Below are 24,807 nucleotides of genomic sequence, written 5' to 3'. Positions count from 1 at the left end.
ATAAATAATTATTACATTCACATATAATTCTTATCCTTCACCGCATCTCTGGTCTTGTCCCAGGTAGGCTTACACTTCTTGTAGTGCCTCCTGTAATACTCACTGTACATCACATCCACAAGGAATAACTGAGAGATCTCCGCCGATGTAGACCCATCCTGAAGTGTGCCCTCATTAGCACCGCAAAGAAGCAGAATATCCGCATACTGTGTAAGCTGCGACTTGGTGAATCTGGTGATAACTATGGTCTTCGCGCCAGCCTTTTTCGCAAATTTGGCGATCTCAACGGTATCCTTGGTAGAACCCGAATACGAGAAAATCAGAGCCACATCATTGCTCGTAAGCGTAGAAGCCATGATAAGCTGCATATGTGCATCCATATTGCATGCCACCTTAGGTTCTATACGAAGGAACTTGTTCATAGCCTTCATAGCTGTCAGCATTGACGTACCTACACCAAAAAAGACTATTCTCTTCGCATCAGTAAGAGCATTCATAGCCTCTGTCATTTGCTTACTGTCTATAAGAGAATAAGTTTCCTGAATGGCGGAAATATTCTCTGAAAGAACCTTCTTCGCAAGTTCTGCAATATCATCTTCCAATGTTATGGTCTTATCTTCTGTGGCGGAAAGTGAAGAATCACCGGACCTCATGCTCAGGGACAGCATCATCTTGAACTCCTGATATCCCTTAACGTTCATGGTCTTACAGAATCTGAAAACCGATGTATCACCAACATCACAGGCTTCTGCAAGATCAGAAATAGACATAAAAAGCACCTGTCTGGGATTTGCCAATATATAATCCGCAACCTTTTTCTCTGCCTTTGTAAACTGATTATATGCTGAACGAATTTTAGTAATGTAATCCTCCTGCATCGCTTTCTCCTCTCAAAGTGTCAAAAAACACACCAAAAAAACGAACTATTCTTGCTTTATGATAACATGTACGAAAATTAGTTTCAATTAAAAGAATATTAAAAAATATCACTTTCATTTATCTCTCTTAAAAACCCTATTCTCCTATCATTTTCATACAAAAATTATTTTTTACAAAGTCAAAACAATAATAACAGGCTGATTTACATCATTCGCAGTTGCTAATCCTTCAACTCTCAAACTCAGCTTGTCTTTTTGATCTTAATATCTTATAATTGAACAGTTGAAAATATAATTTAATTGTTTCTATAGCTTAACAGGATAGAGCGCAGGCCTCCGACGCCTGTAGTGACGGTTCGAGTCCGTCTAGGAACATAAAGAGATCCTGAATCCTGTGATTCAGGATTTTTTCTTGACATAATGCATATCAAAAAAGATGCAGTTCACTCAGAAACCGCATCTTTTTATTTAAATCATCACAAAGGTTATTTAATTCACGAGACTTATCAAGGTCTCTTTGTTCCACAATTTGTGCAAAAATTTCCACCATTTTCTGTTCCGCACTCAGGACAGAACCAGTTAGCCGGCTTTGGTCTCGGCTTACCGCAGTTTGTACAGAAGTTTCCATTGTTGCTGCTTCCGCACTCACATGTCCATCCGCCTGCCTGCATCTTAGGTGCCTCAGCTCCTGCTGCCCCGACAACTCCCTGCGGAACTGCCTGAGTTGCCTGACCCATAGGCGTTCCCTGTGGCATCTGACCCTGCTGCATCTGATTCTGCTGAGCCATTCCGTAAAGATTATTGAGATTCATTCCACCCGCCATGCTCGCCATGTTCATGCCTGCAAATGCCATCATAGGACCTGTGCTGGTGTTGTTCGCAGCATCCTTCATTGCCTGTGCCTGAGCTGCGGCTATGGTAGCACCTGCCATACCTGGATCACGAAGTGTAGCATTGAGCTGCAGTGTCTGGATCTTCTGTGCATCCTCATCTGATATGGTTGCAGAGCTGAGTCCGAATGCAGAAATCTCTACACCGTAATTTCTGCCCCAGCTCTCTGAAAGATGTACATTGAGAGCCTCTGCTATGTCGTCTGCGTGTGCAGGAAGCTCGGAATAACGGATTCCCTTTGCGGAAACGTCAGCAAATGCCGGCTGAAGAGCTGTTAGAAGCTCTGACTTAAGCTGTGAATCGATACGGTCACGAGTGAACTGGTCTGTAACATTACCGCAGACCTTCTTGTAGAAAAGGATAGGATCTGACAGTCTGTAGCTGTACTCACCATGACAGCGTACACCGAATTCAACATCGAGATTGATGTTCCTGTCTATGAGACGGAAAGGAATAGGATTCTGGGTTCCGTACTTGTTTCCCATGATATCCTTGGTGTTGAAGAAATAGATCCTCTGATCTGTGGCTGTATCGCCGCCAAATGCAACTCTCTTCTTCCACTGGTTAAACGAATCTATGATACCCTTTCCTAAGCCGCCATAAAAAATAGTCGGCTCTGTTGAAGAATCCCATACAAACTGACCTGGCTCTGCACTGAATTCCACGATTGCGCCGTTATCAACGATGATCATGCACTGACCTTCATTTACTGCAATTACTGCACCGTTCGTGATCAGGTTATCTGAACCCTTTGTATTGAAATTGTTCTTGGATTTTCGAGGTGTTCCCTTCTTCATCAGAACATTCTCGCTCAGTGAGTCGCAATAGAAATATTCACGCCACTGATCGGCAAGAACAGTTTCAAGCGCTCCCTTGGCAACCTGCAAAAGTCCCATAAAAATTCCTCCTCTAAACTATTAAAAATCTAGTTTTCCTGAGGAATATTATAGACTAATTTTTATACACTAACAATAAAACTTACTTTCAATATATTTACTTTAGAATAAATCTTCTTTGTTTTTCGGAAGAACAATCATATTTTCAATCCCCTATGATATAATGTCAAAAGCGAACGCGCACAGCGAAGTATTACTTAAAGGAGGATTGATATGGATCTGATTCCAAGCTTTTCCGTTGATCACACAAAGATCGTACCTGGCATCTTCACCAGCAGAGTTGATGATGTATCAGGATCAAAGATAACAACCTACGACATAAGAGTCACAAAGCCCAATGTTGAACCTGCAATTGATGTTGCAGCCATGCACTCACTTGAGCATATTATCGCGACTTTCCTCAGAAACGACCCTGACTGGAAAAACGAGGTTATCTATTGGGGACCTATGGGATGCCTCACAGGCTTCTATCTCATCCTGAAGGGAGATCGTGCACCGAAGGAGATTCAGGATCTTCTCTTCAGAGCCTTTGATTCTGTAAAGGACTCTTCGGAGGTTCCGGGAACTTCTCCTGAGAACTGCGGAAACAGCCTCATGCATAATCTTCCCATGGCTAAGTGGTATGCAGAGAGATTTGCAAAGTATCTTGCAGAAAACAAGGACAATGCTTCTATCTATGAGTATCCTAAGACAGAAAGACTCGTTACCGACAACGGACGCCAGTTCTTCGATTCCTGATCTTACGGTATCATCCTAACCTGTACTTACATAGTAAAAGCTTTCCACGGCAGTCTGATTTATATTCAACCTGCTGCCGGTCATATGTATTCAAAGAATAAAAGCTTCAGAAGGTTTGAATTCACCTTCTGAAGCTTTTTCATATCTGAATCCTCTGCATGAACTCTCATACATGATATCCAGCTTTATTCATTCCACATTCTTCGACTTTTTCCCTGTTTCTCTATAAATGAAATCCGGGTATGACATCCGGCCAGTCATTTATTCCTATGACAGCCTTTGCAAACTCTGAAACCTGAAGGGACTGAGCCGGATCATCTATGTACTTAAATACTTCTCTCGCAGGCTTTGCCACAAGGGAACCATCTGATCCGGTGGTTGAAAGCCCAAAGTAAAGACCATCCTTAGTCTCTCCTGCATTGTCCAGCTGACGTGACAGCATATATGCATCTATATCCGGGTTGTTCTCAACTATATAATGTCCGTATGCAACCGCCGCAGCCTGCTCTGTCTGGGCATCTCTGCTTAGATTCTTTATAGAACTGAAGCCCTGCTCTGTCATGAAAATGTTTCTGACGCCACCGTTATTGTCAAGCATCTGACTGTTATGCATGTAGTCCGTAAGCACACTTAAGTTAATGTAACTTACCACTGGAGTTGTCACATCCTGAGTAACCTTGTTTGACTTTTCATCATCCCAGAAAACCGGATCAGTCAGAGGGTACGGATACGGATGTATGGCCAGTGCCCAGTTGGTTCTTCCCTCTTCCTCATCGAGAGAAGCAAAGGTGTCAAGCACATCCTTTCCGGCATACTTTCTCACAGAACCGGACTCTGTAGGAATAGTCCAGTAGTAGTCCAGTGAGAACATAACATTGTCATTGGCGGAAACAGATTTGATGGCGTTATAAAATACTCTGAAGGTTCTCTGGAAGATCCTTGTATATTCCTCTACTCCGTAATTTCCGACATAATTCCAGAACTGGTTGTTGATCTCATTGCCCACTACCCAGTTTGTTATCTTGCCATGACTGTTATGACCGTTGTATCTGTTTGCCAGGAAGGAAGCTATAGCCTTCACCATCTGGAAGCCTTCCTCGGTCTCAACATTGAAACCATAATACAGTGCCGCATCCTGAGACTGTACGGCAGTTCCCGGCCTGTAGAGAGCCGGATACTGAACATTCCATCCGTTCACTATACCGGCTGTGACCGCGATACCGCTTGCACTAAGTCTGTTTATCTCCTGATCCAGCTGATTTATGAGACCTGAATCAAAGGAATAGGTTTTTCCCTCAAAATTGTAATTTATTCCGTTTCCGAAAAGCTGACTTGTTGTTATGGCGATAAATGCATGTTTGATATTGAGATCTATGGCATCGTCAATGATATTTGGATCTACCATCAGACCTTTTTTACCGAGATTCAGAGCAGGGCTCTGATCAGCAGCTATAGCCTCCGGATTTGATATGTAGCATCGGTTTGAAACAATATAATATCCGTCATTATGTGGAACTGCGAGAACAAATGCATCATACAGTCTGTTACTTCCATCCTCTCTGAAAAGATCCACCGTAATAATGATTTTCCCGTTTCCTATGCTTCTCGATATGAGATAATCGCTTCGATTGCTGAGATCCATTTCGTAGGGCTTCATATCAAAGAGATATACTTCACCCACCTGTCCCATAAGTGAAGAGGCATCGATGGTAATATTTATCTTTGTGGGATCATATGGATTCAGCTCTGCTTTCTCGACCCTGGCATATCCTGACACTACTGTTGAAGCGTTTAAAGAAGCCTTGGTTGTATAATCGATCTTATAGCTGTAATTTGTGACTGAACCTCCTGCTACAGGTCCTGCTCCGGTACTCTGTGAGACTATAGATTCTGTACCTGCCGTGGGTCCCTTTATTGCATTCACATCAACTCCATTTGCCACAACCTCAGCGAAAGCGGTAGTCTGTGCTGTCATGGTGATGAAACCTGCCAAAAGAATGGTAAATATGCTTTTTTTACTTAAACTGTATGACATATATGTTCCTTTCATTTTTAAAAAGAACTACACAAAAGGATGTATATCCTCATGTGTAGTTCCGTTTTCAGCGATCTATCGAACTGGCAATCTGTTCGAAAGTATCCTCATCCACAAGACCAAAATAAAAATCTTCAGTATTCTGATTATTTGGTCCGTAGCAAACTCTTACGCTATAACAGCGCTCTGTAAACTTGTATGCAGAGCCATCCATAACGCCCTTATCGTAAACATCTTCAGGAAGCATGGTAATGCTCTCGCCCATCTTTACCACTTTTTTCAAAACCCTGTTTCGTGATCCTTTGTCCTGATCAGCTTCATATTCGTTGATATAAAAAATCACATCAGCTTCACTGTAATACTCTGAAACAAAGTGAAATACAGCGTTCTCGGATACTATAAAGGCAGGCTTATCTTTTTTGGTTACAGGGTCGTTCACCTTTGAAATGATATAGTCGCTGTCCAATTCTATCTGAATAGGACTGGTAACTCCAACCCCTTTAACACCTGACTGAGCGAATGCTTGTATACCGAGAGACACTACCATCCCTACTGCTGCAAGCATACACCTTATGGTATTTTTCAAATGCATGAATGTACAAAGCTCCTTCTTAAGACTTCATGATAAAAAGTAAAAAACTACGAATCGTAGAATAATTTAATCTTTTGTACAATAGCATTATAAATTAAAAGGTGGATTGAGACAACCCAATCCACCTATATGTAAACTAAACTTAAGACAACCTACAATTTATGTATCTTATGAGAAAATCTTTACGAAGTTTTTCTTTCCACGCTGTACAACAACGCCATCCTTGAAATACTCCGCAGTGTAAGATGTCTTAATATCTGTAACCTTCTCACCTGCGACCTGAACACCGCCCTGCTGAACATTCTGACGAGCCTCTGATCTTGACTTTGCAAGACCTGAAACTGCAAGAATACCGCAGATATCGATGGCACCGTCTCTGTAATCCTCTGCCTTAAGAGTGTACTTAGGCATGTTCTCACTGTCACCGCCGCCTACAAAGATAGCCTTTGCCGCTGAATCAGCCTTGTCAGCTTCCTCTTTTCCATGTACAAGCTCTGTAAGAGAGTAAGCAAGTCTCTCCTTAGCCTTGTTAAGCTCGGCACCTTCCCACTTCTCCATCTCTTCGATCTCTGAAAGAGGAATGAATGTAAGGAGCTTGAGGCACTTGATAACATCAGCGTCGTCAACATTTCTCCAGTACTGATAGAACTCGTAAGGTGAGGTCTTCTCAGGATCCAGCCATACAGCGCCGCTGGCTGTCTTACCCATCTTCTTTCCTTCCTTGTTTGTAAGAAGTGTGATGGTAAGTGCATGGGCATCCTTTGCTTCCTTCTTACGGATAAGCTCGGTTCCTGCAAGCATGTTTGACCACTGGTCATCTCCGCCGAACTCCATGTTGCATCCATAATCCTTGTAGAGACGGTAGAAATCATATCCCTGCATGAGCATGTAAGAGAACTCAAGGAATGTAAGTCCCTGCTCCATACGGTTAACGTAACATCTTGCACGAAGCATGTCATTGACTGAGAAGCATGGTCCTATCTCACGCATGAAATCAAGGAAGTTGAGATTTCTGAGCCAGTCGGCATTATTTACCATGAGAGCCTTGCCCTCACCGAACTCTATGAAACGACTCATCTGCTTCTTGAAGCACTCACAGTTATGATCGATCTGCTCTATGGTCATCATAGAACGCATATCCGAACGTCCTGATGGATCACCGATCATACCGGTACCGCCGCCTACAAGGGCGATAGGCTTATTTCCTGCATCCTGAAGTCTCTTCATAAGAGTTAACGCCATAAAGTGTCCAACATGCAGAGAATCAGCAGTCGGATCAAAACCAATATAGAAAGTAGCCTTACCGTTATTAACGAGCTCTTTGATCTCTTTCTCATTTGTGACCTGAGCGATCAGGCCTCTGGCTACTAATTCTTCATAAACACCCATCGAATTGTTTCTCCTTATTATTTTTTCTTTCAGAGTGATCATCTTTGCGCCGTTACTATGAACCGGCTCAATGATTTTACGGCAAAAATGTCTACGGTTGACCTTTTGACCCTGGTTACATATTATACAATACCCCAAGCCAAATGCAACCATTCAACTTGGGGTATCAACTGTTTTATCTTTATGTTTTACATTTATGTTCTATAAATGTCTGTTTAAGTTTCCGTTTTTCCATTTCACCGAAAAAGAGACATCAGTCATCAAATTTAGTGATCTGGATATAATCATATACGTTAGAGATAAGTCTCTTTGTATCTTCCCATCCGATACATGCGTCTGTGATGGACTTTCCGTATATATGATCCTCAACCTTACAGCTTCCTTCCTCGATATAGGATTCAACCATAAGTCCCTTTACGAAGCGAGCAAGCTCTGTAGAATACTTGCGTGAATGCATGACCTCCTGGGATATACGAAGCTGCTCCTTGTACTTCTTTGCGGAGTTACAGTGATTTGTATCAACGACTACAGCAGGATACATAAGCTCCTTCTTTGTATAGAGATTGTAGAGAAGCTTGAGATCCTCGTAGTGATAGTTAGGCATCATCTGACCGTGCTTTGACTGTGAGCCTCTGAGGATTGCATGTGTATAAGGATTTCCGTCTGACTTTACCTCCCACTCTCTGAAAATGAAATCATGAGGATGCTGACCTGCATAGATGGAATTAAGCATAACCCCGAAATCCCCTGATGTAGGATTCTTCATACCAGTAGGAACATCTATACCCGAAGCCACGAGTCTGTGCTGCTGGTTCTCGACTGAACGGGCGCCTACAGCCACATAGCTCATGATATCGCTGAGATATCTTAAATTATCAGGATAAAGCATCTCATCGGCTGTTGACATGCCTGTCTGTGAAAGAACCTCCATATGGAGCTTTCTGATAGCCGCTATACCGCCTAAAACATTGGCTTCCTTCTCAGGATCCGGCTGATGAAGCATACCCTTGTAGCCCTGACCGGTGGTACGAGGCTTGTTTGTATAGATACGGGGCACGATCATGATGCTGTCCTTTACCTGCTCCTGCACCTCTTTAAGACGGTTGCAGTAATCCAGTACAGGATCCGGATGATCCGCTGAACATGGTCCTATAATGAGAAGAAACTTCTTTGAATCTCCTCTGAAAATAGCCTTGATCTCCTCATCACGCTCTGCCTTGATTTTTGCAAGGTCGGCTGAAAGAGGAATCTGCTCTCTGATTTCCGCACTTGACGGAAGCTTTGTCCTGAATTCAAATCCCATAGTTACTCTCCTTTTTATGCGAGGGTCTTCATATCTACCCTTCCCTTGGACCTGTAATGCTTCGTGCAGGAACGCTTGCTCCTGTACGAAACTCCGCATATACCGGCCGCATAATTTGAAGTATAGACTTATGAAACTATAAAATCAAGTAATCAAAGGGCATATATAATATAACCTTATACTCCCTGATAAATATGGAAGGCACCGTCTACTGGAAGGATCACACCGGTTACAAAATTTGAGCCCTTAGGACTTACGAGGTAGAGAAGTGCTCCTACGAGATCCTCAGGATCACCGAACTTTTCCATAGGTGTAGCATCTACGATATGCTTTGCTCTCGGAGTAGGTGTTCCGTCCTCGTTGAACTGAAGAGCATGATTCTGAGTTGTATGGAAGAAGCCCGGAGCAACTGCATTTACTCTTATGCCGCTCTTTGCGAAATAGATAGCGCACCATTCTGTAAAGCTTGCAACTCCTGCCTTACCTGCAGAATATCCCGGAATTCTTGTGAGTGGATGGTATGCTGACATAGAGGAAATGTTTATGATGTTAGCATTGTCCTGACCTACCAGAACCTCGCCGAATACCTGAGTAGGAAGCATGGTTCCGTAGATGTTGAGATCAAGCTCCTTATGGACATTCTCCAGATCCTTTGTGAAGAAGGTCTCTGCACCATCCTCAGCCTCATGGAAATGATCCTGAGGAACCTGTGCTGCCTTGACAGCGCCGCCTGCACAGTTAACAAGGATGTTTATATGTCCCCACTTATCGAGTATCTCCTTACGGGCAGCAAGAAGACTGTCTCTTTCGAGAACATTGGCAGATACAGCCATGGCTTCTCCACCCTCAGCCTCGATCTCTGAAACAACCTTATCACCATTCTCCTTACTTCTTCCGAGAACAGCTACCTTTGCCCCGCATGCAGCAAGCGCCTTTGCATACATTCCGCCGATAACCCCTGTACCGCCTGTTACAACCGCCACTTCACCTGAAAGGTCGATCTTAAATGGTAAATTCATAATTCTTCTCCTCGTCTTTCGGATATCAAGGCTTTCACTTTATGGCATACATTCTGCTCATCCATGAAAGGCTTCATATTCCATAGTCTATTCACATGAGAATCACTCTCTGTGATCCAACAGATCTTCTGCATTATAGCAGATAACCTTTTACTATGTAAGCCCTTTCATCGGCTAAATTCCGCCATTTCTCGTTTGTTTTTTCACAAACAAAGAGTGGCCGTAAAAACGACCACTCTTCTTCGATAAATCACTGCCTGACCTACAGTGAGTATTCAAGCTGATTATATGTACGTAAACAGGGCTAAGGCTTCATCCTATCACTCCAGTGCACCCTTACTGTACTCAGCCCAGCTGAACTGGTTCATGTACTCTCCCGCATACCTGCTTTTTGCATTTTTCCTGTCCTTTTTCCACTCATACATGTCACACTCGATCTTATCAGGCACTATGGCTATGGTTCCTCTCTGACGGACTATAACATCAGGAAAGCCTGCATCAGTAAGTGTGGATATCATGTCAGCTCTGAGATTCTGAAGATATGAAGCCTTTCTTTCCGGATTTGCATCATCTTCCCACAGAACTCCAAGTATTTCGCCATTGCTTGTAAGGGCACCACAGCGGTCCACCAGATAAGCAAAGAGCTCTTTTGTCTTATTGTATTGAAAATGAAGCACCTGGTTGTTTTTGAGTACTTCAAAATTACCAAAGGTCTGAACCCTCAGCACATCCTTTTTCTCTTCTGCCTTTTCCACAGGATATCTGAGATCATCGATCTCTCTTTTCACTTTTTCGAGGGTTACAGGCTTCATGATATAGCCACTGGCATGAAGATCCATAGCCTCCCCCACATACTCACTGTACCCTGTTGTAAAGATCACATTGATCTTCGGAAAACGCTCTTTGAGATGATCGGCAAACTGCATTCCGTTAATATCTCTCATCTCTATGTCAAGAAAAGCGATGTCAATATGCTTGTCCTCAAGCTCCTCTATCGCTTTTAATGCATTACGATAAGGAAAAACCTCCGCCTCCGGCAAAGCCTTTTTTATAACATCGGTAAGCCCCTCCAATGCTATCTTCTCGTCATCAATAGCAAGTACCTGCATATTTCAACTCCTTACTTTGTGGAACCGACTCCACACAAATGCTGTTTTTTTATAAATTTATAAAGAATCAACACCGAGAATATAACCAGAAAAATAAGTACCTGTTTGCTGAATATCCTGCCCACTTCAGCTTCATGGTAACTGATGAACACCCATCCCACGGCAAGACTCATATGAACGCCCACATTCATGAGTAAGCTGTAGGTTATATCCGGTTTCGCGCTATCCGGTCTTTCCGAACTGATATCAGTTATGTTGAATTCCTTATTTGTATCCTTGATCCCGCCTAGATCGTTGACCGCCTCTGCGGTATGAACTTCTATGTCAATGTTTCCATCGATCCTCACATCTCCGTTCTTTGCAAGATGCAGAGTCCTGTCTGTGCTTTTTTCTTTAAATCTGAGTTTTCTGTTTTTTCCGACTCTGTCTTTTATGGATATGATCTTATCCTTAGCTGCTGTTCCTGCAGCCTGACTTTTTGAAGTTCTTCCCGAAACATAATCCCCTATATGTCGTGTATTCTGGGTCCTGTCAAATACGAGACTGATAAGAAACATCACAGGAATGAACAGTACTGCAAAGGTCTTTCCTTTATGAAACAACATATACAGTACAGTAACCATGAAAGAAGCGGTAAAAGCGGTAACATCCTTCCTCAGTACTGTCATATTATTTGCATGATATATAAGTTCTTCGATAAAAGGAAGCAGAAAGACAAATGTTAAAAGTCCAATAAGCTCATAGCTTCCCCTGAAGATGAGACCCGCATCATTTAAGCATCGGATATACTGACTGCTGTCGGTTGCCAAAAGGAATATCCCCATGAACATAAGTCCAAGAGTAATTCCTGCAAAAAAATGCATCAGATACTGAACTCTTACGCTCTTAGCCGTAATCCCTTTACTGAAAATCCTTTTACATCTCTTTGCAGCTGCCTTTATATCAGCTTTCAGGTTCTTTTTACCCGCATGACACAGCAGTCTGTGATCCCTGAACAGGCTGAACTGAGATCTGAAGGATCTCCCTCTGCTCCGTAAAAGTATAGTGATAACGAACAGGAACAAAATATTTCCAAGAAGATGATATATATTCCCTTTACCGGTATAAAACTCCTCTTCAGCCATTCCCCGGGTCAATGTCTTTCCCAGATAATCGGTGAGATTTATACAAAGCACATATATAATCGGATATTTCATGACCTCCATGAACATATTCATGGCTGAGTTTATATCCTTTGTCTTAAGGGTCTTTATATCTTCACTTATGCTTTTCCTGAAATTCTTCAGATTTCTGTATGGGGTTCTGCTTTTTCCGATCTTTTGTAACTTTTTATTATCATACTGCTCCAATGTTACACCCCTCATTTCCAACGTAAATGAAAAAACTACTGCTGTCTATCTCTTTCAAAATAAAACTATATATACTAATTTCGTCGGAAAAACGTAACAAATAACAGATGTCTGATTATTTCACTCTGTCATTTTTGGAATACTGATAACTACTGTTGTGCCTCTGCCTATTTCACTGTCTATCTTTAAGGTTCCACGGCACTGCATCTTTATCCTGTCTCTTACATTCTGGATACCGATATGTGAACGTCCGTCATACTCTCTCTTTGTCTCCGTATATCCTCCTACACCGTCATCATCCACTATGATCTCATATCTGTCATCATATTCCCTGCTGGAAATGGTAACAGTTCCTCCGTCAGGAGACTTGCCTACTCCATACTTTACTGCATTTTCAACTATAGGCTGTACGGATAATGCAGGAAGCTTGAAATTCTTGGCCTGAATGTCATATACAACCATTAGATCATCATCAAACCTCATCTTTTCAAGAGCGAGATAGTTTTTAATGTGATCAAGCTCCTTTTCAAAGGGTACAGGCTCCTTGGTGCGCAGAGAGTCAAGATTACCTCTCAGATAATCCGAGAACTCTCCTATTGCTTCCTGAGCCTTTTCAGGATCCTTGGTGCAGAGATAATAAATAGCATTGAGCGAATTATACAGGAAATGCGGCTGGATCTGACTCATCATGATATTGAGTCTCTCCTGGGTAAGTGCATTTTCCTTCTTCTTGAGCTCCATACTCTGCTGAACATGGATAAATGTATAGACCATAAGTATGCTTAGTGTTACGGAAAGATATATAAGCAGCGATCCCACCTGAGGCATATTCATGGTTATGATCAATGCAATCAGCGGAAGGACCATGTAGGATATGATCGCTACAAAGTCAAGGACCTCCAGCTTTCTACGATACTTGAAGGTAAGCATAAAATCAAAAAAGATGACACTGGCACCTAAAAGCTGTGAAAAAGCATATAAAGGACCATGTATATATACTCCGTCTCTTATATAAAAGACCATTTCATGAACCGGTGAAGTTACCCACATGAATATGCCGGTTATACATACAGGCAACCCAAAATGGCCAACCCATACCGAAATATGGGTCTTCTCACAAAAATAATAGTAAATATAATAATTAAAGGATGTAATTATGATGTAAAGCAGAGAGACCGAACTGATAGTCAGAATGGTATATAGCACACCTACCATGCCGTTATATTCCAAAAGCCATGTGAGGGCATCCAAAATAAGCATTAGAAAATCTGCTATCAAAATAACCATAAGACAGTTATTTTTTATATTTCTTTCAAATGTTGTGACTATGCCTGAAAACAGCACGAGTACCACCAGTGCTGCATAAAATTCAGAGCCCATTTTTACTAATAACATATTGGGTCCCTTCTTTACGATCTTTACTCTTTTCTTACATATTAATATACCATAAAAATTAATAACTTTTATAATTTCTTTGCAAAAAGAAAAACCGTTCGGACAAATGACTTCGTCTGTCGAAATCATTTGCTCGAACGGCTTTCCCTCTATTCTCTAATACCTATCAGGTGGGATCTTTCTCATTCCGATATCGGCAAATGCATTCACCGGGAAATAAACATTGACATAGTTTTTTCCCATGGGATGATATGTTACTATAATATGTTCCTTGGACTTCGGTGAAAAGCTTCTCGCTATCTCACCTCGACTCATATTCTCTATTACTTCACACACAACTTCTAGAAAATTCATCTTGTTTACACGACTGATCCCATAGTATTCTGCATATTTTTTTCCGTTGACATATATATTTTCAAGTATCTCTCTAATTGCTGAAGGTGCTGTCACAAGATTTCTGCCCTTTTCACCGAAACATTCTGTAAACCTCTTTGAGTAGGTTTCGATGAGATTCTCAGGTCTTTCACTCGTATCATTTCCCCACCAGAAACCATTATTAACATTACTCGCCCTGTCATAGGGTTCATGTACCACAATCAGAAACTTCTCATGCTTTTCCTGCGATATCTCCCCTCTGGTAGCCTCCTTCAGGTATTCATTGAACCTGAAATCCCGGGGGATCATGGAATGATTTACAGGCGGAACAAAAACAGTATTAAGTTCAAGTCCATCTTCCTTAAACTTCTCAGCATTCATGAGAACTGTTCTGTTTGGAATAACCATATTCAATTCTCTGTTTTTTACGATAGAATCCATAAAAACCACCATGCTAAAGATAAAACACTTCCTTGTAGCACATATGATACTTCGTGATGTATCACAAAACAGTCACAGATATTTTAAATTTTTATGATGTAGACCACTAAAAAAGATGCAGGCTCCTGTTACTGAAGCCTGCATCCTGAATATTTGAAATATAAATTAAGAAATCCGAAAAGGATCGTATTTATCACTCTTTTTCTTTTCCGGTCATTCTCTGCAAAGCATAAAGTGTAAGCAGCATAAGTGAAAAACCTATGATCAAAGAGATATATACATTCTTTGTGAGTCCTGCCACAAGATATGTGACAGCTGACACAGCAGCTGCTGTAAGAGCATATGGAAGCTGGGTCGATACATGGTTAAGATGTACACACTGCGCTCCGGCACTGGACATGATGGTCGTATCAGAAATAGGTGAGCAGTGGTCACCGCAAACTGCACCGGCCATACAAGCAGACATGGCAATGATCATCATAGTATGATCTGTGTGTTCAAAACATGCAACAACTATAGGAATGAGTATACCGAAGGTTCCCCATGAAGTACCTGATGCAAAACTGAGTCCTATTGCGATAAGGAAAATAATGAATGGAAGGAATCCAACAAAATCAGCAGCTGACCCCTGAACCACTCCCGCAACGAATTCCTTTGCTCCCAGACTGTCTGTCATAGCCTTAAGTGACCATGCAAAAGTAAGGATGAGTATAGGTGAGATCATCTGTTTGAATCCATCCGGAAGGCAATCCATACATGCATTGAAAGGCAGTACATTTCTCACCATGTAGAAAACTATGGTGATCACAAGTGCTCCGAAGGAACCGAGTACCAGACCGACTGATGCATCAGAGCCTGCGAAGGCATCGATAAAGTTCTCTCCGTTAAAAAATCCGCCGGAATAGATCATACCGATAACACAGCAGACGATAAGTGAGATAATAGGCACCAGCATATTGAGGATGTGTCCGTCTTTTCTTTCATTTACCGTTTCTTCATTTTCGAAAGGTCTCTTATTTGTTGTGAAAAGATCATTGTTCTCAATGGCATTGATCTCGTGTGTACGCATCGGACCGTAATCAACCCTGAAGATAACAAGAAAAATCATCATTGCGATAGTGAGGATCGCATAGAAATTGTATGGTATGGTCTGAAGGAACAGCTTCATACCATTCTCTCCCTCTACAAATCCGGATACAGCCGCTGCCCATGATGAAATAGGTGCTATGATACATATGGGAGCCGCAGTCGCATCGATAAGATATGCAAGCTTTGCACGGCTTACTTTGTGCTTATCCGTAACAGGACGCATAACGGATCCAACAGTAAGACAGTTAAAATAATCGTCAATAAAAATGAGACAGCCAAATGCTATGGTGGCGAGCTGTGCGCCCGCTCTTGTCTTTATATGGCTGGAGGCCCATTTTCCGAATGCTGCGGAACCACCACTTCTGTTCATAAGCTGAACCATGGCACCAAGTATAACAAGGAAGCACAGGATGCCGACATTGTAGCTGTCTGAAAGTACAGCTATGATTCCATCACTGAAGATATGATTGATAGTGCCCTCGAAATCATATCCTGAATAAAGAAGAGCACCTGTAAGTATACCCATAAACAATGCACTGTACACTTCCTTGGTTATAAGTGCAAGACCTATAGCTATAAGAGGTGGCATAAGTGCCCAGAATGATTGCTGCACTGTCTCCTGGGTGGTCACAAACTTTGCGATGACCAGGAAAGCCACTACGATGCTTAGCGCACCAAAGGTCAGAAAGCGATTGCTTTTTTTATCCATTTTAATCCCCTTTGTGTTATATGTATGTTTAAGTCGGTTTGAATCCGTAACGCTATATTTCTGTTCATCACATTTATAGAGGATTCAAGACACAAACACGTTAATAATACTCTTCTGCATCTATTCATTCAAGCGTAATATACACGGAGTTTTCATTAAGTACATATTTCCCATCATCATACTATGATATCCGTATACTTATCCCACAGCTCCCGCAACAGGACCTGACTCTGTTATTTCAGCCTTATCCTCAGCCTTTGTTTTATCAGCATTTTCCTGCTCGTTAAGTATCTCTATCATCTCTCTGATCATATCCTCATCCTTCAGATTGAAAAGGAACTCAACTCGTCTTGAAGCCTCCATATTCTCGGTTCCGTCTTCATTTAAAACAGGGTCTGTATAAGATTTTCCGTTTGTTGAAACGAGATCCCTCATGGCTGTCAGCTGATTTCCCTTAAGCACCGCAGAATCATCTCCGAGACAATACTCCGCAACAGAATATGCTCTCTTCTGGGACAGATCCAGATTGAAGAGATAATTACCCTGAGTATCGGTATGTCCTTCTATAGATACGGAAGAAACATAATCTTTATACTTGTCGCTGAGAAGTATGTTGGCATATCTCGGAAGGAACTCTGCGAGAAATGTCTTTCCCGTATCCTTCAGCTCATCCTTGTTGTACTCAAAAAGTATGCTGGAATCCATGGTTATGGCACCCGTCTTTTCATTCACGGATATGTTCAGATTGGAACCGGAGAATTCCTCCTTAAGCTCTTCTATCAGCTCTGATCTTATACCGATTATTCTGTCCAGCTTTGCCTGCTGTGTCTTCATGATCTCTTCAAACTCTGCAAGCAGCTGAGACTGCTCATTAAGGGTAGCCTCCTGTGAATTAAGCTTATCCTCCTGAGTGAGCAGAAGCTCCCTCTGGGCTGCAAGCTCTGCCTTCTGATCTTCCAGCTCCTCCTTCTGAGTTGCCACCACCTTTTTCTGCTCATCAAGTTCAGACGCCTGCACCACGAGCTCCTGTTCCTTTCCATTGAGTTCCAGTTCCTTCTGATCGAATTTCATCTGTGAATGCAGAGTCGTCAGCGCAATGATCAGTACAAAGCAAAGCAGAAGACCTGCCATCATATCAGAATATGAAAGCCAATATGTTGTTTCCCCATCCTGCTTGCGAGGACGTACATTTTTCTTCTTCAAATCAAACATGTCAAACGTCCTTATACTCTTCTAGATATGTTGGTGTTTCTTCTGGCATCCTCCATGGCAAGTGAAAGATTGTTGATAGCCGAAGAAGCCCGCTCCACTGCATCCTGCATATCCCTGTAGCTGTTATTGATAAGCTTCGGTAGCTGTTCGTTGGCTTTTTTGATCTCCGCTACCTGCTGAACCAGATGTGACTCAACATTCACCAGATTACTGTCGATTACCTTGAATGTATTATCTATATTCTTTGGAAGCTGATTTACAGAAAGCCGTATGGCGTCGAGAAGCTCCTTCTGTGACTTCAGCTCGTTCTGGAATACCTGTACAGACTGATTGAGCATATTTCTGTAATTTTCCAGATCCCTAAGATACTGACGGTCATCGGCTATAAGCTTCTGGTTGGTTCCGTTTGAAACCCAGAGATCATTCATACTGCGCTTTATTTCCTGCTGCGTCTCAGATACACTTCCGGCAAAGGCAGCCAGCTGCTCACCGAGAAGCTTTGCCTCTTCGTTTATCTGATGGGCAATTTCTCTTGAGCTTCCGGTTTCATCCAGCACCTGTCTCATGAGATCTGCGTTTTTATTCTGAAGGTTATAGCACTCGTTTATCGTTTCATTAAGATTTGCAAAAGCTCCTTCGAGAGCCTTGTTCATCTCAACTAAAAATGCATTCACAACCGCCTTAAGTGAATCCATCTGATTCTCTGTAGCTATATTGGCAAATTCAGTAATGGTTCTGTGCAGTCTTTCAAACTGAGGATTCAGGATATCAGCGATATTACGGCTCAGTTTGTCTCCCATCTTATCTATAGTATCAAGCTGCTTTTCCTGAAGCTCTATAAGCCTGTTGACACTGTCGAACTCACTATCTGGCAATACATACTTTTTGTATGCCAATGCAAACGCCCGGACAGCATTCTCCGCCTCATCAAGCTTACGCTTATAAACGTAGTTGAAGGTCAGAGAGAACACCATTCCATATATAGAGGTATGGAATGCAACCTTTATACCATTCATAAGAGGCGTGATACTGTTGGTAATAGCCTCTGTTGAACCTGTATTGAAGCCCTGAAGTCCTATGGAAAGTCCTATGAAGGTTCCAAGTATACCAAGACCCGTCATAACTCCCGGAACCTGATTCAGCTGATTTCTGTGCATGACCTTATCAATGATGTCATCATTGAAATAATCCTGTACATCGCACTTATAGCTGTGCTCCTTCATTTCGTTTATTCGTTCCAGCTCATACTGGTAGTCCTTGTAGACCTCCAGAAGATGTCCATCTTCAAAAAGCATCTCCTGATTTTCCTTATACCGGTCATACAGAAAAGCATGGCTGTTCATGGCATCATCACGTATCTTGGCTGTTACTCTGGTAAAATCCGCTATGATCTCATTTACCGGTCCAAAGCTGTTACGGTCACAGCTTATCAAAATGATGGCCACAATAACAAACATTGCCCCATTGACTGCGATATTTGAAACACCCTCTCCCTGCCCGGAAAAAACATTGAGATAAACACACAGTCCCACCATGGCGATAAAGACTAACGCCAGGAGCCACTCATACCACTTCTTATTCTGCATAACTCTTCCTCCGAATACGGAAATTGATATATCGCTCCTCCATGCTTTAGAAAGAGGACGATTATAATAATTATATCAATTTTTACTGAAATAAATATTAATTTTAAGATTAGATATGGTCTATTTTTTTAACAAATATATTCAACAGACAAAATTATCAGTACTAATTATAATTCCGTGACAAAAATGTCATTTCACATTTATATATAATGAGTATAATATTGAGGTGTTGCATAAAAGCAGCCACAAAAAAGCCTCATCGTATGACTTTATAGTGCGATGATTTTACGCACCTTCTGTTCATACAGATCAGGCAGTGAAACGGAGAAGATTATGAAAAAAGATTCTGATAACATAGATACAACAAAAGAAGAAATGACTCCGGAAACATCCGCTCAGCATGAAGTAATTTCCAGGTCATCTCTCAGATCACTTTTTCTTGATTTCTTTAAATTCGGTCTCTTCACCTTCGGTGGCGGATGGAGTATCGTTGCACAGATGCAAAAGATATACGTGGAGGAGCGTAAAGAGATCAGTTCGCAGGAGCTTCTGGATCTGACCAGTGTAGGTAGAAGTCTTCCCGGCACCATGATAGGAAATATAGCCATACTGTTCGGATATTCCAGGCATGGTGTTCCCGGTTCTATAGTATGTCTCTTTGCCATGGTGCTTCCGCCATTTCTCGTACTTCTGATAGTTGCAGGCTGCTATACTGCTTTCAGAAACAATTTCTGGGTGGCATCAGCCATGAACGGAATCAGATGTGCTGTTGTACCAATTATCATTATGGCTGCTTTCAATATGATAAAAGGAGCATTTAAATTCAAGGCATGCTATCTCGTAACAGTAATCTGCGTAGTTCTCTATCTGCTGTTTGATGTGAACTGCGTTTATCTGGTCATACTCGGAGCCATATGCGGACTTGTCATCAGTGAATTTTATGAGAGAAAGGGCGGTATGTGATCATGTCTTCTTTTATAACTGTATTACAGCTTTACTGGAGCTTTTTAAAAATCGGCTTTACCAGTTTCGGAGGACTCTCCATGATTCCTCTTATTACCAGTGAGATGCTTGGTCATGGATGGATGAAAGCTTCTGAAATATCAGATATCGTTGCCATAGCCGAGATGACTCCGGGTCCCCTTGGCCTTAACTGCGCAACCTTCGCAGGACTCAAGGCAGCCGGATTTATCGGAGCAGTTGCAGCAAATCTCGGAGCATTGACTCCTTCTCTTTCGCTCTGTCTTATAGGCGCTGTTTTCTTTGAGAAATTCAAAAAATCCAACATCATGCAGAAGATACTGGTGGGAGTACGTCCGGCATGTATAGCCATGGTGATCGGAGTTATATTCACTCTCTCCGCCTCAAACTATGTGACTGATTCAGGTATCTCAGTTATATCTATAGCCATAAGTATAGTGGATATCCTCCTGCTTCGTATAGCAAAGCTGGGGATACCCACTGTTATCATCATCAGTGCCATCACAGGCTTACTTATTTATGGTGTTTTAGGCTTCTGAGCTTCAACCCGTCTTATTTCCTCATTGAACTCAAGGAAATATGATGCATGCTCCAGAAGCAGCTTAACATTTTCTTCATCTTCAACCTTATAATTGTCAACACCTATGAATCCGAAGAGCTTTCCGTTGTTGTAGAACGGTATCTCGATATAACTCCTGATACCCTGATCCGACATAAGATCTGCCCTCTTCGGATTTATATATTTACAGTTTTCTACATTCTTAACCACTCTGCTGGTTCCGGGAAGAAACTCTTCATTTCTCGTTACATAAGTTCCGAGATCCAGATTCTGCCACTGATCCATGACAGACTCCACTCCGTCGGCACACCACTCAAAGGTGTTGCTTATCTTGTTATCTCCCATGAGCTCCATGATAAATATTCTGTCTGCCTTGATGCTTTTCTTCAGATTCATGATAAGTGTGCGAATGCTTCCATCCCGCTTATCACTTCTCATCATCTTATCCTTGGAGCCTATCTCATTTACGATATGTTCAGCCATCGGTTCCTCTGACTGCTTATCCGCATCGAACATCTTGATGAACACAGTCGAAAATGTTCCTGCCTCGGTTGACGGTGCCGCAATGAAATTCACCCAGTGCTTCATGGAATAACTGTAGGTTCTGGAATAGATATATTCACCCGAAGCTGCCCTGTAGCCTATATCCAGCCACTTTTGATTCTTTGTACTGTGAAATACTTCCGTATACCTCTTTCCAATGATCAGGGACGGACTCTTTTCTGTTATCTCACAGAATCTTTTATTCGCATAAAGTAATTCCAGATCAACAGGAGTCTTTCCTTCCTCATCCATGATTAGCTTTGTGACCAGATATGGAAGAGGCATCCTGTTGAGATACCCCTTTATCAGCTCTGTTTTTTCATCGCTTCTTTCATCAGTTCCGGAAAGCTTTTCGTTCAGTCTTCTGCTCGCCAGCTCGACTATCTCCTGCATAGTTTCCTTTTCTGTTCCCTGTGCATATGCAAACTCTCCATGTATCCTCACCTGTCTGCCATCGATTTCTCTTATGGATCTAAGTCCCTTCTGCCATGTCTCGGCAGTTTCTCTTATCTCCTCTGAACTCATATTTCGTTTTGCAATTCCGAAATGACATCCATACATACGGAATATGGAGGCGACATGTCCAAAACATGATACCAGTAATTCCGATACGGTCTTTACCAGCTTTTCAGCTATCTCACGGCCGTAATCCACACTTATATCTTCAAATTCAGGCACCTCAAGTACTATGTATGCAAATGCTTCACCGTTTGTTCTGAGATTGTCGTCCAGCTGTGTAAGCGTGAGTATCTGTCCATAGGCGTTCATGAATCCTGTCACAGGATCTATGAGACTTTCTCTCTTCAGATCATCCTTTGATTCTATATCCTGCTCTATATCTATCATGTATCCCATGAGACCTATGATCTCACCGTTATTATATACAGGGAATTTTGTGGCAGCGATATAATGGGTCACTCCATCCACCACGTTCTGTCCCACATTCTTTCTGATGATCTCACCTTCCTCGAGAACTCGTTCCTCATCCGACTTGAAAGGAGTATCATCTATATGCCAGCCTACATCCTCATCAGTTTTTCCGAGAACCGCATCCTGTGATTTGAAGCCATAATATCTCAGGAATGCATCTGTAACTCCCAGAAATCTTCTGTTTCTGTCTTTCCAGAAGAATCTGATGTCAGAATGATGTCTTATAGCCGTAATCAGATCATCGTTTATATTATATCCCTCTTCTCCCGGTCTTGACTTCTTTACCTTATCCTTAAAAATACCGCTTATCTTTTCGATTTCAAAAGGCTTTTCGCATATCAGTGCTTTTCTGTTATCAACATCGGAAATCAGAACTATCTGGAACTCCGTCCACTTATAGCTTCCATCCGGATGCTTTACTCTGAAGGCATCAAAAAATCTTGCATCAGCCTGTTCCAGTATCTTCTTTCTATAGTTATCTGCTCTAATGAAATCATACCATCGGTTCACATCATCAGGGTGGATGAAACGCGGTGAATAATCCTGATAGAACTCATGTAGTCCGTTTATCACCGAGCCCACCTTCTCATATGGAAGGTTGCTGTAAATTACAGTTCTTGTATCATTGATAAAGTCCAGAACATAGATACAGTCGTAGATAGAAACAACATTTCGCATGATACTGTCATACTTTTCCTGCAGTTCCTGCTCCTCATACTGTTTTCCGTCTATTATGCAAAGGATCATAGACCCCTGTCTACTCTCTGCCACCTTTCTGAAGGTGAATCTGAAATACCTTCCATTGGCAATGATAGTCATATTTTCATCATGCTGACTGTTTTGGGCTTTCAAAGAAAGGTCGATTAGTCTCTTATTAACTATCGAACCCTTTGAGTTCATGACTCTTTCGATGTCAACTTCCTTGCCCTCATTCATGAGAACTGCGGTTTCATGACATTCTTTGTTGCAGTACATAACTTTGAAGCTCGCTCCGTCAAAGAACAGAAGTCCCAGTGCCTGCTGAGTGACAACATCAATCAGACCTGTCTTTTCATAAACAGATCTCTCCTCTCTGGTCTCAAATGAAAGTCCCTTTTCAGATAAATGCTTATCAACTTCTTTTACCGGCAAGGGCTTTGAATAGTAGTATCCCTGTATCTTTTCACATCCTATACTCTTCAGAAACCGTATCTGTTCCTCATTCTCCACTCCCTCTGCAAGCGTATGTATATTGAGTTCCTTTGCCATTCTGACCGCCATGGTCATGATGATCTTTGATTTCTCGCTGAAATCTCTCAGGAACAGCATATCTATCTTTATTTCATCAAAATGATAATCCTTAAGGAGATTAAGTGATGAAAATCCGGAGCCGAAATCATCCATCCAGACTTCGATTCCTGCCTCATTGAACCTGTTTATCTCCTTTTTGATCACCTCTTCATTGTTCATGAGAGCACTCTCGGTTATCTCTACACATATACAGCTTCTCCTGAGATCATACTCATCCAGAGCACCGACTATGACATCAACCGGACTGCAGCTGTCGAAGTCCGAGCGCGAGATATTGACAGAAACAGGCACTACAGGATTTCCCTGTTTCTGTTTTCTGGCCTGGAGCTCAGCTACTCTCTTAACCACAAATGTATCAAGCTTATATGACAATCCGTTCTCTTCCAGAATAGGGACAAAATCACCTGGAGATATGAATCCGTAAACCGGGTCTATCCATCTTGCCAATGCCTCATACCCGCAAACATTCTCGGTCAGCGTACGTACTACCGGCTGAAGATATATATGTATCCATCCCTCATCGAGAGCCTGATCAAAGTGACTAAGTATATAATCAGCCTTTACGTAACGCTGAGCCATACTTTCATTGAAACTTCCACACCGTGATCCATAGTGTGACTTTTGGGCTTCGCATGCCATCCTTGCATAGTCGCAGGCAAGATGAACTGTCATGCCCTCTTCCATCTTACAGTAACCTATTTTTACAGGAAGAGTCTTTCCTCCGTTTGCACCCTCGAGATCCTGAATTAGATCCTCTAATTTTTCCTTTAGCTCCTCATCGTCACTGAATGCAAAAAACTTATCCTCACCAAATCTTGAACAGTTTTCATCAGGGAAATATTTCCTCAATATATCAGCGAAAATACACAGGAATCTGTCTCCCTCCCTTATACCGTTCCTGGCATTAAACCCCTTTATCCCGCTCAGATTGAATGAGATCATAAATACATTTTTATGACTTTCGAGACATGCCTTTGCATATTTTTCTGCCCTGTTCAAAAAAACATTTCTGTTCGGCAGTCCTGTAAGTACATCCGGCACCTGCTCCAGATCTGAAATGAATGCATAACAAATCTGGCCTTCTACAGTATCTTCACTATATCTTCCGAAGTCCTCCACATATTTTATATTTCCGCTTTTAGTCTTGATACGATAATTAAGTCTTTCAAAGCGATCGTCATTTCTTTCGAACTGTCTTCTGATTCCTTCCTGAACCTCCGGGAGATCCTCCTCATATATCATACCTGTATAGGTTCCCCCGGTAAGTTTCATGAAATCCTCTTCGGTCTCACAGTCATACATCATGATAAGCGCTTTGTTGACATAAATGATCTCGCCCTTTCCGAATCCCTTATATACCATAAATCCGCCGGGCATGATCTCAAGACCCTTTAATATATGCTCATTTTTTATCAATACTGAATTTAAATCCTTTTTATTCATATCGTATATTTCCTTAGACTGATCCATGTCTTCTAAAGTACTTATCGACATAAAG

The 24,807-nt window shown here is 41.9% G+C and carries 18 protein-coding genes and 1 tRNA gene; 4 read left to right on the top strand and 15 right to left on the bottom strand.

Annotation, left to right across the window (positions count from 1 at the left end; all coding sequences use genetic code 11):
* Positions 1-17: 17 nt before the first annotated feature.
* On the bottom strand, positions 18-878 hold the full coding sequence (locus BXO88_RS08555; RefSeq protein WP_078037323.1) for a MurR/RpiR family transcriptional regulator: 861 nt from the start codon (positions 876-878) through the stop codon (positions 18-20).
* 302 nt (positions 879-1,180) lie between these two features.
* Here BXO88_RS08555 and BXO88_RS08550 point away from each other — a divergent pair.
* Positions 1,181-1,253 (top strand) — tRNA-Arg (locus BXO88_RS08550).
* Between the two features lie 131 nt (positions 1,254-1,384).
* Here BXO88_RS08550 and BXO88_RS08545 read toward each other — a convergent pair.
* A complete protein-coding gene (locus BXO88_RS08545) occupies positions 1,385-2,665 on the bottom strand; it encodes an SPFH domain-containing protein (RefSeq protein WP_078037322.1) in 1,281 nt (426 codons plus the stop codon).
* Positions 2,666-2,878: 213 nt separating this feature from the next.
* Between BXO88_RS08545 and BXO88_RS08540 the strand changes: the two genes are divergently transcribed.
* Positions 2,879-3,403, top strand: a complete 525-nt coding sequence (locus BXO88_RS08540; protein ID WP_078037321.1) for an S-ribosylhomocysteine lyase — start codon at positions 2,879-2,881, stop codon at positions 3,401-3,403.
* A gap of 223 nt (positions 3,404-3,626) precedes the next feature.
* Here BXO88_RS08540 and BXO88_RS08535 read toward each other — a convergent pair whose 3' ends face one another.
* The 12 genes from BXO88_RS08535 to BXO88_RS08480 form a co-directional block, all read right to left on the bottom strand.
* Complete coding sequence (locus BXO88_RS08535) at positions 3,627-5,438, bottom strand: DUF5722 domain-containing protein (RefSeq protein ID WP_139355551.1); 1,812 nt, start codon at positions 5,436-5,438, stop codon at positions 3,627-3,629.
* A 67-nt stretch (positions 5,439-5,505) separates the two neighbouring features.
* Positions 5,506-6,030: a hypothetical protein gene (locus BXO88_RS08530; protein WP_078037320.1), complete on the bottom strand. Its 525-nt coding sequence runs from the start codon at positions 6,028-6,030 to the stop codon at positions 5,506-5,508.
* A 168-nt stretch (positions 6,031-6,198) separates the two neighbouring features.
* Positions 6,199-7,419 (bottom strand): tyrosine--tRNA ligase, encoded by a 1,221-nt coding sequence (gene tyrS, locus BXO88_RS08525; protein ID WP_078037319.1) that lies wholly within the window; start codon positions 7,417-7,419, stop codon positions 6,199-6,201.
* A gap of 253 nt (positions 7,420-7,672) precedes the next feature.
* On the bottom strand, positions 7,673-8,722 hold the full coding sequence (locus BXO88_RS08520) for a 3-deoxy-7-phosphoheptulonate synthase (RefSeq protein ID WP_078037318.1): 1,050 nt from the start codon (positions 8,720-8,722) through the stop codon (positions 7,673-7,675).
* A gap of 176 nt (positions 8,723-8,898) precedes the next feature.
* On the bottom strand, positions 8,899-9,741 hold the full coding sequence (locus tag BXO88_RS08515) for an SDR family oxidoreductase (protein ID WP_078037317.1): 843 nt from the start codon (positions 9,739-9,741) through the stop codon (positions 8,899-8,901).
* A 320-nt stretch (positions 9,742-10,061) separates the two neighbouring features.
* Positions 10,062-10,850 (bottom strand): response regulator, encoded by a 789-nt coding sequence (locus BXO88_RS08510; protein WP_078037316.1) that lies wholly within the window; start codon positions 10,848-10,850, stop codon positions 10,062-10,064.
* An 11-nt stretch (positions 10,851-10,861) separates the two neighbouring features.
* Positions 10,862-12,199 carry a hypothetical protein gene (locus tag BXO88_RS08505; RefSeq protein ID WP_139355550.1) on the bottom strand — a complete coding sequence of 446 codons (1,338 nt, stop codon included), beginning with the start codon at positions 12,197-12,199 and terminating at the stop codon, positions 10,862-10,864.
* 120 nt (positions 12,200-12,319) lie between these two features.
* Positions 12,320-13,594, bottom strand: coding sequence for a sensor histidine kinase (locus BXO88_RS08500; protein ID WP_168171658.1), 1,275 nt, complete (start codon positions 13,592-13,594; stop codon positions 12,320-12,322).
* Positions 13,595-13,750: 156 nt separating this feature from the next.
* Positions 13,751-14,410, bottom strand: coding sequence for a hypothetical protein (locus BXO88_RS08495; protein ID WP_139355549.1), 660 nt, complete (start codon positions 14,408-14,410; stop codon positions 13,751-13,753).
* A 193-nt stretch (positions 14,411-14,603) separates the two neighbouring features.
* Complete coding sequence (locus BXO88_RS08490) at positions 14,604-16,208, bottom strand: Na+/H+ antiporter NhaC family protein (RefSeq protein WP_078037312.1); 1,605 nt, start codon at positions 16,206-16,208, stop codon at positions 14,604-14,606.
* A gap of 198 nt (positions 16,209-16,406) precedes the next feature.
* Positions 16,407-17,420, bottom strand: a complete 1,014-nt coding sequence (locus tag BXO88_RS08485) for an OmpA family protein (RefSeq protein ID WP_078037311.1) — start codon at positions 17,418-17,420, stop codon at positions 16,407-16,409.
* A gap of 11 nt (positions 17,421-17,431) precedes the next feature.
* Positions 17,432-19,006, bottom strand: coding sequence for a MotA/TolQ/ExbB proton channel family protein (locus BXO88_RS08480; RefSeq protein ID WP_078037310.1), 1,575 nt, complete (start codon positions 19,004-19,006; stop codon positions 17,432-17,434).
* 333 nt (positions 19,007-19,339) lie between these two features.
* Here BXO88_RS08480 and BXO88_RS08475 point away from each other — a divergent pair, with 333 nt between their 5' ends.
* Complete coding sequence (locus tag BXO88_RS08475) at positions 19,340-19,969, top strand: chromate transporter (protein WP_242945184.1); 630 nt, start codon at positions 19,340-19,342, stop codon at positions 19,967-19,969.
* Between the two features lie 2 nt (positions 19,970-19,971).
* Positions 19,972-20,526, top strand: coding sequence for a chromate transporter (locus BXO88_RS08470; protein WP_168171657.1), 555 nt, complete (start codon positions 19,972-19,974; stop codon positions 20,524-20,526).
* Here BXO88_RS08470 and BXO88_RS08465 read toward each other — a convergent pair.
* A complete protein-coding gene (locus tag BXO88_RS08465) occupies positions 20,505-24,752 on the bottom strand; it encodes an EAL domain-containing protein (protein WP_168171656.1) in 4,248 nt (1,415 codons plus the stop codon). The genes BXO88_RS08470 and BXO88_RS08465 overlap by 22 nt on opposite strands.
* Positions 24,753-24,807: the final 55 nt, after the last annotated feature.

This window comes from Oribacterium sp. C9, from assembly GCF_002007235.1.
Classification (GTDB): Bacteria; Bacillota; Clostridia; order Lachnospirales; family Lachnospiraceae; genus Oribacterium.
The sequence above is the reverse complement of the archived record's forward strand: the minus strand, read 5'-3'. Positions and strand labels throughout refer to the sequence as shown.